We start from the raw sequence: 15,010 nt of genomic DNA on the forward strand, positions 1-15,010 counted from the left end.
TTCTCGCATCACCCCTCACCCTTCCCAAGCTCCGCTTGGGCCCCTTCCCTCTCCCGGGGCGGGAGAGGGAGATATGTGTCGGCCGCCAAGTGAATGATCGGACCTGAAATCGAACGCCTGATCCAGTTGCTGTCCAAGCTGCCGGGGCTCGGTCCCCGGTCGGCGCGTCGGGCGGCGCTGCATCTGATGAAGCGGCGTGACAGCCTGCTGGTGCCCCTGTCGGAAGCGATGGCGGCGGCCGGCGAATCGATCCGCGCCTGCTCCATCTGCGGCAACCTGGACAGCCGCGATCCCTGCACCGTCTGCTCCGACCCCACCCGCGACCGCTCGGTCATCTGCGTGGTGGAGGATGCCGGCGACCTGTGGGCGCTGGAACGCACCCGCGCCTTCCGCGGCACCTACCATGTGCTGGGCGGCCTGCTGTCGGCCCTGCAGGGTGTCGGACCCGACGACCTGAACATCGCCGGCCTCGCCGAACGCGCCAAGGACCCGGCGGTGCGCGAGGTCATCCTGGCGCTGAACGCCACCGTCGACGGCCAGACCACCGCCCATGTGGTGACCGACCGCCTGACCGACTCCGACGTGTCCGTCTCGCGTCTGGCGCATGGCGTCCCGGTCGGCGGTGAGTTGGACTATCTCGACGACGGCACGCTGACCGCGGCGTTGAAGGCACGGCGGCCGTTGTAGCCGCGGCCGCGCGGCCCCTCCCTAACCCTCCCCCGCCCTTGGCGGGAGAGGGGACTGCCGCCTCATTGCGAATCTTCCCCTCTCCCGCGATCGGATCGACCTGCGGTCGACCGAGGGCGGGGGAGGGAGGGACCCGCGGCAAAGCCGTGGGAGGGAGGGGGCACGCGTACACACCAGCTACACCCCGTACACCCCCGCACTTCACGCATCGCGAACCGCCGTACGCCGCAGTTCACGAAGCCGACCCTGCGCCCGGCGTACCCGCGCTGGCACGTACACCCGCCTCCCGCCGATGGTCCTTCGCAACACCCACCACCCGCGAAGGCACCATCCCCATGCACAGGCCCGCCAAGCTCCCCATCGCGTTCCGTATCCTGCTGGGCTTCTCTCCCTGGATGCTGTTCGGCGCCGTCCTGCCGCTCGCCGGGCTGTTGCCGGCCTCCCTCACGGCGCTGGCGGCCAGCCTCGCCCTCTGCGTCCTCGACAGGCTGCGCGGCTCCCTCAAGGCGCCCGAGCTGGTGGCCGCCGCCTTCTTCGCTATCCTGCCCGTCTGCGGTCCGCTGGGCTGGGACTGGCCGGTCCACAATCTCGGCCTCGCCATCCATCTGGCTCTGTCGTCCATGGCCTTCGGCAGCATCGCCGCCGGCAGCCCTTTCACCTTGCAATATGCCCGCGACGACTGGCCGCGCGAGTATTGGCACCTGCCGCAGTTCGTCGCCGTTAACCGGCTGATGACGGCGGTCTGGGGCGTGCTGTTCCTGATCGGCGGTCTCGGCTTCGCCGCCCTGCCCGGCTGGGAGGCCGCTTTCTCCATCGGCAGCAGCGCACTGGGCATTGTCGCCAACCGGCTGCTGCCGGATTTGATCGTCGGGCGGGCAATGCGCCGCCGGCTGGCGGAGGCCGATCCGCACCCCTGGCCAGCTCCCGCGATCCTGAACCGCACGCGTACCGTCCCGAATGAGCGCGACGTGGTGGTGGTCGGTTCCGGCATCGGCGGCCTGACGGCGGCGGCGCTGCTGGCGCGGGCCGGCGCGCGGGTGACGGTGCTGGAGGCGCATGACCGCCCCGGCGGCTTCTGCACCTCCTGGACGGTCAAGGCGCGCAACCGCCGCGAACCGGGCACCGAGCCTTTCTGTTACGTCTTCGATGCCGGCGTCCACGACATCAGCGGCGCCCATCCCGGCGGTCCGGTCGACCATCTGCTGCGCTCGCTGGGGGTCGCGGACCGGGTGGACTGGCAACCGGTGAACCGCGGCGTCGCGCTGGACGGCAAGTTGCGTCTACTGGCCGACGATGCCGATGGACTGGCCGCCCAGATCGCCGCCGACCACCCGCCCAGCGCCGCCGGAGCCGCCGCCTTCCTGGCAGAGATGCGGGCGGTCTATGACGACATGTATCGCGGCTGCACCGAACGCGGCCTGCCCAACATCCCGCAATCGGTGGCTGCAATGCGGCGCTATGTGACGGAAAGCCCGCACGCCATGCGCTGGATGGCCCGGCCGTTCCATGAGATGCTGGACCATTACATCCCCGACCGCGCCGGCCAACGCCTGCTGACCGTGCTGACCGGCTATCTCAGCGACCGGGCGGAGTTGCTGACCGTCGGCCAGATGGCGCCGATCTTCGGCTATTGGTTCTCCGGCGGCTTCTATCCGGCCGGCGGGTCGCAGGCGCTGGCCGACGCACTGGCCCAGTCGATCCGCGCCGACGGCGGTGAGGTCCGGCTGCGCACCCCCGTCACCCGCATCCTGATCGAGAACGGCCGCGCCGCCGGGGTGGAGACCGCAGATGGCCGCGTCTTCCGCGCTCCCGCCGTGATCTCCAACGCCGACGTGCGGCGGACCATGCTGGAACTGGTGGGGACGGAACATCTGCCGGCTGCCTATGCCGCCCGCTGCGCGCGATGCGTCCGTCCGCCTCGGCCTTCATGGTCACGCTTGGGCTGGACATCGTCCCCGACCTGCCGGCGATGACCTTCCTGCCGCGGGATGAGGCCGGCTTCGGCATGGCCATCGCCGTTCCCTCGGTCCACGACCGCAGCCTCGCACCCGAAGGGCATGCCGCGGTGGCGCTGCTGCGGCTGGCCCCGGCCGATGCCGGCTGGAACCGCGCCGATCCGTCCTACAAGGCGCGCAAGCGCGCGGAGGGCGACGCGATGGTCGCCGCCGCATCCCGCCTGATCCCCGATCTGGAACGGCACATCACCACCCGGCAGGAGGCCAGCGCCGCCACCTTCGCCCGCTATGCCCACACCAGCGCCGGTAGCATCTACGGCATCGCTCCCGACCAACGGCGCCTGACCCGCCGCAGTCCGATCCCCGGCCTGTGCCTGACCGGCGCCGGCGTGTTCCCCGGTCCCGGCGTGGAGGCCTGCGTCATCTCCGGCCGGCTGGCCGCCGAAGCCCTGCTGGGCAAGGAGAGCCTGACGCCCGAGTCCCTGCGCAACGCCGCCGGGCGGAGCGCCGCCTGCGCGTCTACTCTGCCGGTGGCGCAGATGGGGTGACGCTGAAAAAGGCTGGCGGAAATCCCTCTCGGCCGTCATTCCCGCGAAGGCGGGAATCCAGCTTACCCACTGATCCAGCTATGGAAGCGCCTGGATCCCCGCCTTCGCGGGGATGACGGCCGAGGAACCTTGCTCAAAAAGCGGCTATGTCAGGCGTTCCCGCAAACCCCGCCAGCGCCCGGACCTCGGCCGGGCTGCGGCCTTCGTCGCGGAGCGAGCGCAGGGTCTGGGCGCGGTCGCGCTTGGCCAGCCGCTCGCCCGCCGCGTTCCGCAGCAGGCCGTGATGGTGGTAGTCGGGCGGATCGTAGCCCAGCAAAGCCTGCAGCAGGCGATGCAGATGGGTGGCGAAGAACAGATCCTCGCCACGGGTGACCAGCGTCACGCCCTGCAGATGGTCGTCCACGGTGACGCTGAGATGGTAGCTGGTCGGCGTGTCCTTGCGGGCCAGCACCACGTCGCCCAGCAGTTCCGGTGTCGCGTCCTGCCAGCCCTTGGCGCGGTCGTGCCAGCGCAGCGGTCCGGTCAGCCGGCAGGCGGCGGCCACGTCCAGCCGCAGTGCCCAGGCATCGCCACGGGCGATCCGCTCCGCCCGCTCATCGGGCGAGCGATGGCGGCAGGTGCCGGGATAAAGGGGACCGTCGGGGCCGTGCGGCGCTGCACCGGCCCGCGCGATCTCGGCGGCGATGTCCTTGCGGGTGCAGAAGCAGGGGTAGAGCACGCCCAGCGACTCGAGCCGGGCGAGTGCCGCGCGGAAATCATCGAAATGATCGGACTGGCGCCGAACCGGGCCGTCCCAGTCGAGGCCGAGCCAAGCCAGATCCTCGATCAGGTCGCGCTCGTATTCGGGGCGGCAGCGGTTGGGATCGATGTCCTCGATCCGCAACAGGAAGCGGCCGGCGGCGCTGCGGGCGGTGGTCCAGCCGAACAGCGCGGAATGGGCATGCCCCAGATGCAGGTGCCCGGTGGGGCTCGGGGCGAAGCGGGTGACGAGATCGCTCATTCCCGCTTTATAGCGGATCGCGCGCCGGACAGGGCGCGGGATGTAACGATCCGGTTGGTCTCAGATGTAGGGATTGTCGCGGATCGGCTCGACCGGGATCTCTTCGCCTTCCAGATACAGCGCCAGACGGCGGCGCAGCTCGCGGTCGAAAGCGTCGATGCGGATCTGGCGCTCACGCTCCTCGCGTTCACGGCGCTTCTGGGCGAGGTCGATGATGACGGCGGTCATGGCGGACTTTCCTCGGGGTCGCTTCCGGCCAGCTCGGGCCGGCAGGATTGGCTTGGATCAACGAGCCCCACCATGGCTCCGGTATGGTTAACGAGGGGTAAGCGTGCAAGGCAAGCGCGAGTCTTTTTTCCCGATGTCACAGCCGCCGCGCGTGGTGCCGGATGACCGGTTCCCGCCCCTGCCGGTAATGCCCTCAGCGCGAAAAAGGTTACACAACGGTGAAGAAATTCGGCCGCGCCGGGTCAAGATGTTGAGTCCGGGCCGCCGATCCACTATGTATCTGGTTGTCCCGGATCGGCGATCCAGCAGTTGGGCCGGCCGCCGGGGCGGAGTAGACACGCCCCCGCGCACAAAGCCGCCTCAGTGTCGCGTGCCGGGATCCAGACACGGTTTCAGACAAGGGAGTGGCCATTGGCTCCACCACCCGATCACTGTCCGGCTCTGGTGCTGAACGCGGATTTCCGCCCGCTCAGTTACTTCCCCTTGTCGCTATGGTCCTGGCAGGAAGCGGTCAAGGCGGTCTTTCTGGAACGGGTCAACATCGTATCGCACTATGACCGGGTCGTCAGATCCCCAAGTTTCGAAGTCCGGTTGCCCAGCGTCATCTCTCTGAAAGAGTTCATCCCGGCAACGCGCCGCCCGGCCTTCACCCGCTTCAACGTCTTCCTGCGCGACCGCTTCACCTGCCAGTATTGCGGCCGCCCCTTCCCCACCCACGATCTGACCTTCGACCATGTGGTTCCGCGCTCCCGCGGCGGTCGGACGACGTGGGAAAACGTCATCACCTCCTGTTCCGCCTGCAACCTGGCGAAGGGCGACCGCCTTCCCCATGTCTGCGGCATGATCCCGCTCAGTCCGCCCTTCCAGCCCACCGCCTACGAGCTGCAGGAGAACGGACGCGCCTTCCCGCCAAACTTCCTTCACGAGAGTTGGCGGGATTTTCTTTATTGGGATTCGGAACTGGACCCGATGTAGGGCCGCGATACGGGTGGGAGTGGGGGCGGGGCCGCGCCTCCACTCTACTCCACCCGCCCCAGCCTGACCGTCAGCGGCCAGCGGATCCGCCGCTCGCGTTCCGGCTCGCCCCACAGCGGCGCGATCTCCTCCGCGAACGCCTCCAGCGGGTTGCGGCCGAACGCCCGGGTCGCCGCCTTCACACCCGACCAGGTGTTCATGTAGCCGAGCAGCCGGGGCAGCGACCACGCCGCCTCCATCGCCAGCGGCGGCGCCGGCACTGTCGCGAACGGAAAATCCAGGTCGCGGTAGCCGTTCACCACCTTCCAGCGGTCGGCCGGCCAGTGGGGGCCCAGCATGTCGTTGTGAAAACACTCCACCACCGCATCCAGAACCGGATCATCCAACTTCTGCAGCGCGTAGCAGACCAGCGCCACCGCCGCCCCCGGCTTCGCCACCCGCCGCACCTCGGCATAGAAGCGGTCGAGATCGAACCAGTGCGCCGCCTGCGCCGCGACGATCAGGTCGCAGCAATCGTCGGGCAGGCCGCTGTCTTCCGCCGGGGCGACGGCATAGCGGAGATTGGGATGCGGTTCGGCCTGGGCGATCTGCTCCGCGCTGGCGTCGGTGGCGTGGACCGTTTGGAAGCGGGCGGCGAGCGCGACGGAGAACTGCCCGTTGCCGCAACCGACGTCCCAGGCCAGCCCGCGGGCCGGAGCCGCATCGGCCAGCGCCGCCGCCAGCCCATCCGGGTAGGTCGGCCGGAAGGCGCGGTAATCGCCGACATGGCCGGAGAAATGGTCCTTGAAGGAGGTCATCGGTCTGGAGTCGCCCCGGAATGATTAGGGTTGGAATTCCGCGGCGGATGAGGATAAACCCTGTGGGTTCGTCGCGGAACCCTTCCCAGGCCGTCCCGCATCTTTCCGCTGTGGCGCAGGCGCGCCGGGCGTGCTAACCAAGCGCGCGCTTTTTCGTGCGCCCCGCCAACCACCCGTGTCCGGCATGCAGACCTTCCTGGAATTCGAAAAGCCGATCGCCGAGCTTGAAGGCAAGATCGAGGAGTTGCGGCACCTGACCAACGCCGGCGACATCAACATCGCCGACGAGGTCGCAAAGCTGCAGGCCAAGGTCGACAAGCTCCTGCGGCAGACCTACGCCAAGCTCACGCCCGCGCAGAAGGTTCAGGTGGCCCGCCACCCCAATCGTCCGCACTGCCTGGACTATGTGCACGGCCTGATCGAGGACTTCACGCCCCTGGCCGGCGACCGCCATTTCGCCGAGGACCGCGCGGTCATCGGCGGGCTGGGTCGCTTCCGCGGCCGCTCGGTGGTGGTGATCGGCCAGGAAAAGGGCAACGACACCGAATCGCGCGTCCGCCACAATTTCGGCATGGCGAAGCCGGAAGGCTACCGCAAGGCCCAGCGTCTGATGGATCTGGCCGACCGCTTCAAGCTGCCGGTCGTCTCGCTGGTCGACACCGCCGGCGCCTTCCCCGGCGTCCAGGCGGAGGAGCGCGGCCAGGCCGAGGCCATCGCCAAGAGCATCGAGCGCTGCCTGCGGCTGAACGTGCCGATGGTGTCCTCGGTCATCGGCGAAGGCGGATCGGGCGGCGCCATCGCGATTGCCACCGCCGACCGCGTGCTGATGCTGGAACACGCCATCTATTCGGTGATCTCGCCGGAAGGCTGCGCGTCGATCCTGTGGCGCAGTTCCGACATGGCGGGCGAGGCGGCCATCGCGCTGCGCCTGATCAGCCAGGACCTGAAGGAACTGGGTGTCATCGACCGCGTGGTGAGCGAGCCGATCGGCGGCGCCCACCGCGACCCGGCCGAGACCATCAAGAAGCTCGGCGACTGCATCGAGGAGTCGCTGGGCGAACTTGACGGCCTCGACGGCGTCACGCTCCGCGCCAAGCGCCGCGAGAAGTTCCTGGAGATGGGGCAGAAGGGGCTGGGGTGATCTGATCCCTGTACTGGTGCCCTGGCATTGCCCCCACCTAACCTCCCCCGCTGGGCGGGGGAGGGTCTGCCGCCACTCCGCACACAAGCACTTGTCCCCTCCCCCGCCCAGCGGGGGAGGGTTAGGGTGGGGGTCTAACGCCTCCATCCCAAAAGCACCTCACCCCAGAAACCCGTGCAGGAACCAGCGCGGCCATTCCCCCGGCCGGTACAGTCCGGCGCGGAACAGCCAGAAGCGGCGGCCGGCGCCATCCTCCACGCGGTAGTAGTCGCGCACGGCCAGCCCCAGCGATCCTTCCGGACGCCACCATTCGCATTCGATCCGTTCCGGCCCCTCGGCCCGGCTCACCCGGTGGCGCAGGCCGCGCCAGACGAACTGCAGTGGCGGGTCGTCGGGCAGCGGGGCGGTGGCCTCGATCGGTTCGGGCGGGGTCAGCAGGCGCAGGGGCCGCGGCCGGCCGGCCGGCCAGGGCTTCGGCAGCGGGAAGACCTCCACCGGCGGCAACGGCGCTACACAGCGCTCCGGCAGCCAGCTTTCCCGCGGCACCAGCCGCAGCACCGCCCGCTCCCCCAGACGCAGAGCCAGCCGGTCGACCAGTGCGGCCAATCCGCCGTCAATCCCCTCGCCGTCGATTCCGGTCTGGATGGCGGTGAGCGGCCCCGTCTCCGTCGCGGACAGCACCAGCGTCTCCAGCCCCGGACCGGGTTCGATCCGCTCCAGCAGCGGGGCGGCAAGCCGGGCCAGTGCCGCCGGATCGCGGGTCGGGCGGCTGGTGCCGAGCGTCAGGCTCTGCGGTTCGTCGTCCACCCGCTGGTCGGTGCGGTGAGCGTCCAGCCGCAGCCGGCGCACCCCCTGCCCCGCCGCCTCCAGCCCCTTGCACAGCCGGCCCAGCAGATGGCGGAGCGCCCCGGCGATCGATTCGGGCGTGGCGATCGGTTCGGCGAAGGTCAGGCGCTCGCGGTGCTCCGGCACCGGCCGGCCCGGGGAGATCGGCTCGTCCAGCCGGCCGAAGGCCTGATCGTGGCGTTGCAGCAACCTGACCCCGAACCGCGCCGCCAGCCCGGCCCGCGGCATGGCGTGCAGGTCGCCGATCCGGCGCAATCCCAGCGCATGCAGCCCCTCCACCGTCTCGGCAGGCAGCCGCAGGGCGGCCAGCGGCAGACCGTCCAACCGCTCCTGCCGCCGATCCTCCGGGCTGCCGAACCGCACCAGCCCCCAGGCGGCGGCAGGGGTATCGGCGACGGCGGCGCGGGAACTGAAGCCGGCGGCGCGCAGCCGGCCGGTCAGGTCGGCGACCAGCGCCGCCTCGCCCTCGCATAGATGGTTGGCGAACAGATGGGCACAGCCGGTGATGTCGATCACCACCCCGTCCGGTTCGTCCGCCGCGGTCCAGGGGCTGTAGCGCCGCGCCCAGTCGGCGATGCGGCCGAGCAGGGCCGAATCGGCCTCCGGCGTCGCCTCCGCCACCTCCAGCGCGGGCTCCAGGGCACGGGCGTCGCTGAGGGTATCGCCGGGGCCGATGCCGGCCGCCGCAGCCGCCCGGTTGACCGCGACCACCATCCGGCGCTGGCGCTCCGTCCGCAGCAGGGCGAAGGGGCGCGCCCGCAACTCGGGCGGCATGCTCCGCTCCCGCGCGTCGGTGGGAAGGCGTGGCAGCCACAGGGCGAGGATACGGCGGCGTCCCTTCTCCCTCGCATCTTGAAATCCCCTCTCCCCCCGGGGAGAGGGGGATAAGGGCGGGTGGCGAGGGAAGCGCGTCATACGGGAACCAACAATCGGAACAAAGAAAGAACACTCTAGCGCCAGCTTGGCTGCGGGGGGAGTCCCTCCTTTAGGGTCATCTTGCCGAAACGTTCGGCAGTGCCGACATTCCGTTCATGACCCCACATCTCCCGCCTCTCGCCGTCCGCCGTCTGGCACCGCTGGCTTTTCTGCTGGCCGCAGGCGCCTGTGCACCGTCGGAGTGGCGCGACGATACCCCCGGCCGCGCCCAGGCCTTCCCGCCGGTCTACAATCAGACGGTCATCCCCGGCGGTGGAGAGCGGCGGACCTGGAGCCAAATCCAGGCGGATCAGTCGCCTGCCGACTCGAGGTCAGGCACTACCGCCCGGCCGCGGCAGGCAGAGGAGCCGCAGCCCCGCGCCAACTCCAGAGACACCGACTCGAGAGACACCGACCGGCCGCCTCCCAAACGTCCCCGCGGCAGTTCGTCGCCCCCGCCCGACCCGGCGGCCCTGCCGCAGCCGCCGCGCCCGATACCGGTACCGCCCCCGCCCTCGTCGCAGAGCGCCACCGATGCCTTCAAGCGCGACCTGATCCGGCCGGAGGTGGACCGTATGCGCACCGACGACGCCATGGGGCGGCTCGACCCGCTGGGCCAGCGCGATCTGATGAAGCGCGAGAACGACCTGCGCCAATGGGGCGACCCGCTGGCGCGCTGATCTCCTGGCAGCATCCCTTCGGCAGCACCTTCCCGGCAACCTCCGCCCTGGCGGCTTGACCCCGCACCCGCTCTGCCGCCATACCGGCCCCGTGATTCGGAACGGACGGAGGATGCGGGCGCATGACGACGGTGACGGGGGCCTTCGGCAACGGGCTGACCACGCCGGTGTGGGTGCTGCAGCATCTGCTGGGCATCCTCGGCATCGGCCTATGGGCGGGACAGGCCGGCGGCACCGCGGTCTGGCAGGTGCCGGCCGCCGCCGTGACCGCGGCGCTGGCGGCGGGCTTCGCGGCGCAGATGGGGCTGCGGCTGCCCTATGCCGGGCCGGGGCTGGCGGCGTCGCTGGTCGTGATCGGATCGCTGGTGGCGCTGGGGGTGCGGGCGCCGGCCGTGCTGGCGGTTCCGGTCGCCGCGGTCGCCGCGGTGTTCCACGGCCACGCCCACCAGGGGCCGCCGCTCTACTGGGCCGGCTTCGCCGCCGGGCTGATGCTGGTGGCCTGCGGCGGGCTCGGCCTGTCGATCGCGGTGACGCAGGCCGAATCGGAGCGGGCGGTGCGCGTGTGTGGCGGTGCGGTAGCAGTCGCGGGCGTTCTCGACCTCGTCGGCGTGATTTGACCGGTTGCGCCTTGAAATGACGGGGTTGCGCGGAAATCTTTGAAGGCACCCCCTTCCCAGCCCGGATGACCGGGCCAGACGAACGGAACGCCCCGGTGCCCCGCGCAGCCGCCAAAGCCTGCCTTACCCCGCCGGGGCTCCCCTCTCCGGGGCTTCAGACGCATTCCGATGCGGCTCCCCTGAGCCGCCAGTTAACCCGCCGCCGCCTGCTGGGCCGCCTGCTGGGCGGGTTGGCGCTGCCGCCGCTGCTGGCCTGCGCCGGCGGTCTGGCGTTGGGCGGAGGACGGCCGGCGGCGGCGCAGGACCTGCGCTATTTCCGCATCGGCACCGGCACCACCGCCGGCACCTATTTCCCGATCGGCGGGCTGATCGCCAACGCCATCTCCAACCCGCCGGGATCCCGCCCCTGCGACAAGGGCGGAAGCTGCGGCATCCCCGGCCTGATCGTGGTGGCGCAGGCCAGCAACGGCTCCGTCGACAACATCGAGCTGCTGCGCGCCGGCACGGTGGAGGCCGGCTTCGCCCAGGCCGACGTCGCCTTCTGGGCCTACAGCGGCACCGGCAACTTCACCGGCAAGCGCCCCTTCGCGGAGCTGCGGTCGCTCGGCATGCTCTATGCGGAAGCGATCCAGATCGTCGTCCGTTCCGACGGCTTCATCGACCGCATGGCCGACCTGAAGGGCCGCAGCATCTCGCTGGGCGAGGAAGGATCGGGCACGCTGGTGGAGGCGCGGCTGATCCTGGACGCCTACGGCCTGTCTGAGACGACGATCACGCCGCACTACCTCAAGCCCGGCATGGCGGCCGACCGGCTGGCGAAGGGCGAACTGGACGGCTTCTTCATGGTCGGCGGCTATCCGGTGTCGGCGGTCGCGGACGTGGCGGCGCGCGTGCCGATCCGGCTGGTGCCGCTGGACGGCGAGCCGGCCGACCGGCTGCTGCGCACCCAGCGCTTCTATATCGAGGACGAGATCCCCGCCAACGCCTATCCCGGCAGCGCCCCCACCCCGACGCTGAGCCTGGGGGCGGAGCTGCTGACCCGTGCCGACCGCGACCCGAACCTGATCTATGGCATCGTCCGCGCGCTGTGGCACGAGAACACCCGCCGTCTCCTGGCCGACGGACATCCGCAGGGCCGGAATTTCGACCCCGCCCGCGCGGTCGCCAACGTCTCGGTCCCCCTGCATCCGGGAGCGGAGCGCTATTACCGGGAGGTCGGCCTCCTGGGCAATGCCGCCAACGAGGAGAACCGCGCGCCCGCATCCACGCCGGAGACCGGCGCCGGCACCGGGGATAAAGCCGTCAGAGACAAGCCGGCCGGGGAGAAGACGGCACGCTGAGGCTCCGTTCTCGGGACGAGACGAAAGGAGCGTTCCCCGCCGCCCCACCGAGGGAATATCCTGTTTCCCATCCGGTCGATCCAGACGATCGATCGCAACGGGCAGAGGGGAGGAGGCATGCCGGCCGGCGAAGGGAGGGGCATCGCGATCCGTTCCGTCCGCAGCGCCGACGCGCCGCGTTGCGCCGAGATCTTCCTGCATGGCCGCCGCCAAGCCTTTTCCTGGCAGCCCGCCGACCGCTTCGGACTGGACGATTATTACGACTGCGTGCGCGAGGATGCGGTGCTGGTCGCCGAGGCGGACGGGACGGTGGTCGGCTTCGTCTCCCTCGATCCGCAGGCCCGCATCATCCACAACCTGTTCATCGACCCCGGATGGCACAAGCGCGGCATCGGTTCCGCCCTGCTGCGCGAGGCTCTGGGCCTGCTGCGCGGCGGCCAGCGCCCCGCCGAACTTGCCTGCGCCGCCCGCAACGCCGCCGCCCGCGCCTTCTACGAACGCAACGGCTGGACACCGGTGGACGCGCCGTCCAACGAAGGGGACGCACTGGTGCTCTACCGCCTGTCGCGGGCGGGGTGAGGCGCCTGCTCTTCCGCCATCTTTCCTTGCCGCCCCTCTTGCCGGAATCCCCGGCAACCCTCCCCCAACGAGATGAGCAAGCGCCGATGCGCGGACTGTTTTCGCGTGCCGCATTGCGGTAAAGTCCCGCCGCCATGCGAACCCTGTACCACCACCCGATCCACCCCCTGTCGCGCGTCGCGCGCGTCATGCTCGCCGAGAAGGGACTTCCCTTCGACCCCGTGGTCGAAAAACCATGGGAGAGGCGCGCCGATTTCCTGAAGATGAACCCCGCCGGCGAGGTGCCGGTGCTGGTGGAGGAGGATGGGACCGTCGTCGCCGGCGGCCTTGCCGTGATCGAATATCTGGAGGAGGCCTATCCCGACACGCCCCTGCTGCCGCGGGAGGTTGCGGCGCGGGCGGAGGTGCGGCGGATCGCCGACTGGTTCCTGCACAAGTTCGAACGCGAGGTGGGTGAGAATCTGGTGGGCGAGAAGCTGATCAAGCGGCTGTCCGGCCAGGGCCATCCCTTCGCGCCGGCGATTCGCGCCGGTCTGGCCAACATCACGTATCATCTCGACTACATCGCCTTCCTGTCCGAACGGAGGCCCTGGCTGGCCGGAACCGCCTTCACGCTGGCCGACATCGCCGCCGCGTCCCAACTGTCCTGCCTGGACTATATCGACAACGTGCCGTGGGACCGCAGCCCGGAAGCCAAGGACTGGTACGCCCGGATCAAGTCGCGCCCCAGCTTCCGCGCCCTGCTGGCCGACAACATCACCGGTTGCCCGCCACCCCGGCACTACGCCGACCTGGATTTTTGACGCCATCTTGGGAACCGACGCATCAGAGGCATGGACCGGCCTCGCGTATCAGGCTTAACGTGCTCCCAAAATCGTAAGTTGGGAGTGGTTCCTCGATGCGTCTGCGCCGTCTTTCGTCCGTCCCGGCCCTGCCGGTCCGTTCCCTGCGGCCCGCCCTGATCGCCGGCGGCATGCTGGCACTGGTGGCCGGCTGGCCACTCTCCCAGGCCGCCCATGCCGCCCCCGCGGTCGACGAGGCCGGCGCCAAGGCGCTCGCCGCGTCGCTGAAGAAGGATCTGCCCCGCTGGTTCCCGCCGCCCACCGAGGACGGCGAGGGCATCGGTTTCGAATGGCAGGGCGACCCGACCGTCAAGCCGGCCGGCGACCATTACGACGTCGCCCTGCCGCGCCTGTCGGCCGAGGATGCCGAAGGCACCCTGTTCGACATCGGCACCGTCCTCTTGTCGGTGACGCCGAAGGACGACGGCCAGTATGGCGTCTCTATCACGCTGCCCAGCGCGATCAAGGTGCAGAACCTGGACGACAACGACGAGTATGTCGACGCGGCCACCATCTCCATCGGCAAGCAGTCCTTCACCAGCACCTGGTCCGGCACGCTGGAGACCCTGCTGGCCGTGGACGGCGCCTTCAACGACATCGCCGTCAGCGCCGCAGACGGCAAGGGCAAGATCTCCATCGCCTCCATGACCATGGTCCAGGACCTGAAGCCGGAGGCCGGCGCCGGCGGCGCCACGCTGTGGAGCGGCCCGGCCGCCTTCGCCTTCGGCGGCCTGTCGGTGCTGGACGAGAAGAACAAGGAACTGATGAGGATCGGCGGGGTCACCGCCGAGGCCGCCTACAGCCGGGTCGACCTGACCAAGGTCAGCGCGCTGCAGAAGCTGTCGGAGCAGGCCGCCGCCCGCGGCGTGCCGCCGACGCCTTCGGAGCTGCTGCCGAAGATGCAGGGCATGTTCGGCGGCATCACCGGCGCGATGCGCATGTCCAACCTGTCGGTCGTCAATCCCGAGGACGGCATGACGATCACGCTGGGCCAGCTCGCCTTCCGCAGCGGCCTGACCGATCTGGACCAGGCGCAGTCGACCGTCAGCATGGGCATCGAGGCCCGCGACTTCGTCATGACGCCGTCGCCGGCCCCGGCCGCCTTCACCCCGCGTGCCTTCGAGATGAAGCTGTCGGTCGCCAAGCTGCCGAACACCGCCCTGTGGAAGGCCTTCACCGAACTCGCCAAGACCGCCGAGGCGGAAGAGGCCCCGCCGCCGAAGAAGGGCGCCAAGCCGGCCAAGGCCCCGCCGCCGCCGTCGTCCGAGGTCATCATGCAGCAGGCGATGGCCGCGATGGGCGAGGCCGGAACCGAGCTGCGCATCGACGCGCTGAACCTCGACACCCCCGCCACCGCCGGCACCGCCACCGGCGCCCTGAAGGTCGCCACCCCGGCCGCCTTCGGCGTCACCGGCGGCGCCACCGTCCTGCTGCGCGGCATCGACGCCGCGGTGAAGGCGATGCAGCCGGCGCCGGGCACCAAGCCCGACCAGGAGACGCAGGATCTGCTGGCCGGTCTGGCGATGGTCCAGGCCCTGGGCCAGGCCGGCAAGGACGACACCGGCGCCGAGATCCGCACCTACAAGATCGACGTGACGGAGGCCGGCCAGCTGCTGCTGAACGGCGCCGACATGACCCCGCTGCTGGCCGGCGGTGCCGAGCCCGAGCCGGCTCCGGCGCCGGCACCGGCACCGAAGAAGAAGTAAGGGAAAGTTAGACCCCCACCTAACCTCCCCCGCCCAGCTCTCGCACAAAGCTATGCTTTGTGCTGACGCGACAGGCGGACCGAAGGTCCGCTGAGAGCGGGGGAGGGTCAGGGTGGGGGCATCGTCAGCCGACACCTCCCCACTTCCACACTCC

General features: G+C 70.1%; 15 protein-coding genes. 11 read left to right on the plus strand and 4 right to left on the minus strand.

Going from position 1 to position 15,010, the window contains the following annotated elements; genetic code table 11:
* The first annotated feature begins 93 nt into the window (after positions 1–93).
* From recR to F1643_RS21925, 3 genes are all read left to right on the plus strand, one after another.
* A complete protein-coding gene (recR, locus tag F1643_RS00520; RefSeq protein WP_149224030.1) occupies positions 94–687 on the plus strand; it encodes a recombination mediator RecR in 594 nt (197 codons plus the stop codon).
* Between the two features lie 335 nt (positions 688–1,022).
* Positions 1,023–2,660: an NAD(P)/FAD-dependent oxidoreductase gene (locus F1643_RS24210; protein ID WP_304488765.1), complete on the plus strand. Its 1,638-nt coding sequence runs from the start codon at positions 1,023–1,025 to the stop codon at positions 2,658–2,660.
* A complete protein-coding gene (locus F1643_RS21925; RefSeq protein WP_255542263.1) occupies positions 2,591–3,190 on the plus strand; it encodes an NAD(P)/FAD-dependent oxidoreductase in 600 nt (199 codons plus the stop codon). Before F1643_RS24210 ends, F1643_RS21925 begins: the two co-directional genes overlap by 70 nt.
* A 133-nt stretch (positions 3,191–3,323) precedes the next feature.
* Here F1643_RS21925 and gluQRS read toward each other — a convergent pair whose 3' ends face one another.
* Both gluQRS and F1643_RS00535 read right to left on the minus strand, forming a co-directional pair.
* On the minus strand, positions 3,324–4,190 hold the full coding sequence (gluQRS, locus tag F1643_RS00530) for a tRNA glutamyl-Q(34) synthetase GluQRS (protein ID WP_194909800.1): 867 nt from the start codon (positions 4,188–4,190) through the stop codon (positions 3,324–3,326).
* Between the two features lie 60 nt (positions 4,191–4,250).
* Entirely contained in the window at positions 4,251–4,418 is a 168-nt protein-coding gene (locus tag F1643_RS00535; protein ID WP_014248815.1) for a hypothetical protein, read from the minus strand.
* Between the two features lie 411 nt (positions 4,419–4,829).
* Here F1643_RS00535 and F1643_RS00540 point away from each other — a divergent pair, with 411 nt between their 5' ends.
* Entirely contained in the window at positions 4,830–5,393 is a 564-nt protein-coding gene (locus tag F1643_RS00540) for an HNH endonuclease (protein ID WP_194909802.1), read from the plus strand.
* 44 nt (positions 5,394–5,437) lie between these two features.
* Here the strand turns inward: F1643_RS00540 and F1643_RS00545 are convergent, their stop codons facing one another.
* The gene (locus F1643_RS00545) at positions 5,438–6,190 is read right to left on the minus strand and encodes a class I SAM-dependent methyltransferase (protein ID WP_194909804.1); all 753 of its coding nucleotides are present in this window, start codon (positions 6,188–6,190) and stop codon (positions 5,438–5,440) included.
* Between the two features lie 184 nt (positions 6,191–6,374).
* Here F1643_RS00545 and F1643_RS00550 point away from each other — a divergent pair, with 184 nt between their 5' ends.
* Positions 6,375–7,331 (plus strand): acetyl-CoA carboxylase carboxyltransferase subunit alpha, encoded by a 957-nt coding sequence (locus tag F1643_RS00550; RefSeq protein WP_149224026.1) that lies wholly within the window; start codon positions 6,375–6,377, stop codon positions 7,329–7,331.
* A 159-nt stretch (positions 7,332–7,490) separates the two neighbouring features.
* On the opposite strand, the gene F1643_RS00555 is transcribed toward F1643_RS00550, so the two are convergent.
* Positions 7,491–8,951 carry a DNA polymerase Y family protein gene (locus F1643_RS00555; protein ID WP_255542264.1) on the minus strand — a complete coding sequence of 487 codons (1,461 nt, stop codon included), beginning with the start codon at positions 8,949–8,951 and terminating at the stop codon, positions 7,491–7,493.
* 257 nt (positions 8,952–9,208) lie between these two features.
* On the opposite strand from F1643_RS00555, the gene F1643_RS00560 reads away from it, so the two are divergent.
* The 6 genes from F1643_RS00560 (at position 9,209) to F1643_RS00585 (ending at position 14,856) form a co-directional block, all read left to right on the plus strand.
* Complete coding sequence (locus F1643_RS00560) at positions 9,209–9,772, plus strand: hypothetical protein (RefSeq protein ID WP_194909806.1); 564 nt, start codon at positions 9,209–9,211, stop codon at positions 9,770–9,772.
* A gap of 122 nt (positions 9,773–9,894) precedes the next feature.
* Positions 9,895–10,389 carry a HupE/UreJ family protein gene (locus F1643_RS00565; protein WP_194909808.1) on the plus strand — a complete coding sequence of 165 codons (495 nt, stop codon included), beginning with the start codon at positions 9,895–9,897 and terminating at the stop codon, positions 10,387–10,389.
* Positions 10,390–10,484: 95 nt separating this feature from the next.
* A complete protein-coding gene (locus F1643_RS00570; protein WP_194909809.1) occupies positions 10,485–11,729 on the plus strand; it encodes a TAXI family TRAP transporter solute-binding subunit in 1,245 nt (414 codons plus the stop codon).
* Between the two features lie 117 nt (positions 11,730–11,846).
* The gene (locus tag F1643_RS00575; RefSeq protein WP_194909811.1) at positions 11,847–12,308 is read left to right on the plus strand and encodes a GNAT family N-acetyltransferase; all 462 of its coding nucleotides are present in this window, start codon (positions 11,847–11,849) and stop codon (positions 12,306–12,308) included.
* A gap of 134 nt (positions 12,309–12,442) precedes the next feature.
* Entirely contained in the window at positions 12,443–13,111 is a 669-nt protein-coding gene (locus F1643_RS00580; RefSeq protein WP_194909813.1) for a glutathione S-transferase family protein, read from the plus strand.
* 95 nt (positions 13,112–13,206) lie between these two features.
* Positions 13,207–14,856, plus strand: a complete 1,650-nt coding sequence (locus F1643_RS00585) for a hypothetical protein (RefSeq protein ID WP_194909815.1) — start codon at positions 13,207–13,209, stop codon at positions 14,854–14,856.
* Positions 14,857–15,010 lie beyond the last annotated feature (154 nt).

It is taken from the genome of Azospirillum sp. INR13, from assembly GCF_015390205.1.
GTDB lineage: Bacteria > Pseudomonadota > Alphaproteobacteria > Azospirillales > Azospirillaceae > Azospirillum.

Excerpts from the sequence above, each read along its gene's own strand:
- recR (WP_149224030.1), top strand. The coding sequence starts at position 94 with ATGATCGGACCTGAAATCGAACGCCTGATCCAGTTGCTGTCCAAGCTG.
- F1643_RS24210 (WP_304488765.1), top strand. The coding sequence starts at position 1,023 with ATGCACAGGCCCGCCAAGCTCCCCATCGCGTTCCGTATCCTGCTGGGC.
- F1643_RS21925 (WP_255542263.1), top strand. The coding sequence starts at position 2,591 with ATGCGTCCGTCCGCCTCGGCCTTCATGGTCACGCTTGGGCTGGACATC.
- gluQRS (WP_194909800.1), bottom strand. The coding sequence starts at position 4,190 with ATGAGCGATCTCGTCACCCGCTTCGCCCCGAGCCCCACCGGGCACCTG.
- F1643_RS00535 (WP_014248815.1), bottom strand. The coding sequence starts at position 4,418 with ATGACCGCCGTCATCATCGACCTCGCCCAGAAGCGCCGTGAACGCGAG.
- F1643_RS00545 (WP_194909804.1), bottom strand. The coding sequence starts at position 6,190 with ATGACCTCCTTCAAGGACCATTTCTCCGGCCATGTCGGCGATTACCGC.
- F1643_RS00550 (WP_149224026.1), top strand. The coding sequence starts at position 6,375 with ATGCAGACCTTCCTGGAATTCGAAAAGCCGATCGCCGAGCTTGAAGGC.
- F1643_RS00555 (WP_255542264.1), bottom strand. The coding sequence starts at position 8,951 with ATGCCGCCCGAGTTGCGGGCGCGCCCCTTCGCCCTGCTGCGGACGGAG.
- F1643_RS00560 (WP_194909806.1), top strand. The coding sequence starts at position 9,209 with ATGACCCCACATCTCCCGCCTCTCGCCGTCCGCCGTCTGGCACCGCTG.
- F1643_RS00565 (WP_194909808.1), top strand. The coding sequence starts at position 9,895 with ATGACGACGGTGACGGGGGCCTTCGGCAACGGGCTGACCACGCCGGTG.
- F1643_RS00575 (WP_194909811.1), top strand. The coding sequence starts at position 11,847 with ATGCCGGCCGGCGAAGGGAGGGGCATCGCGATCCGTTCCGTCCGCAGC.
- F1643_RS00580 (WP_194909813.1), top strand. The coding sequence starts at position 12,443 with ATGCGAACCCTGTACCACCACCCGATCCACCCCCTGTCGCGCGTCGCG.
- F1643_RS00585 (WP_194909815.1), top strand. The coding sequence starts at position 13,207 with ATGCGTCTGCGCCGTCTTTCGTCCGTCCCGGCCCTGCCGGTCCGTTCC.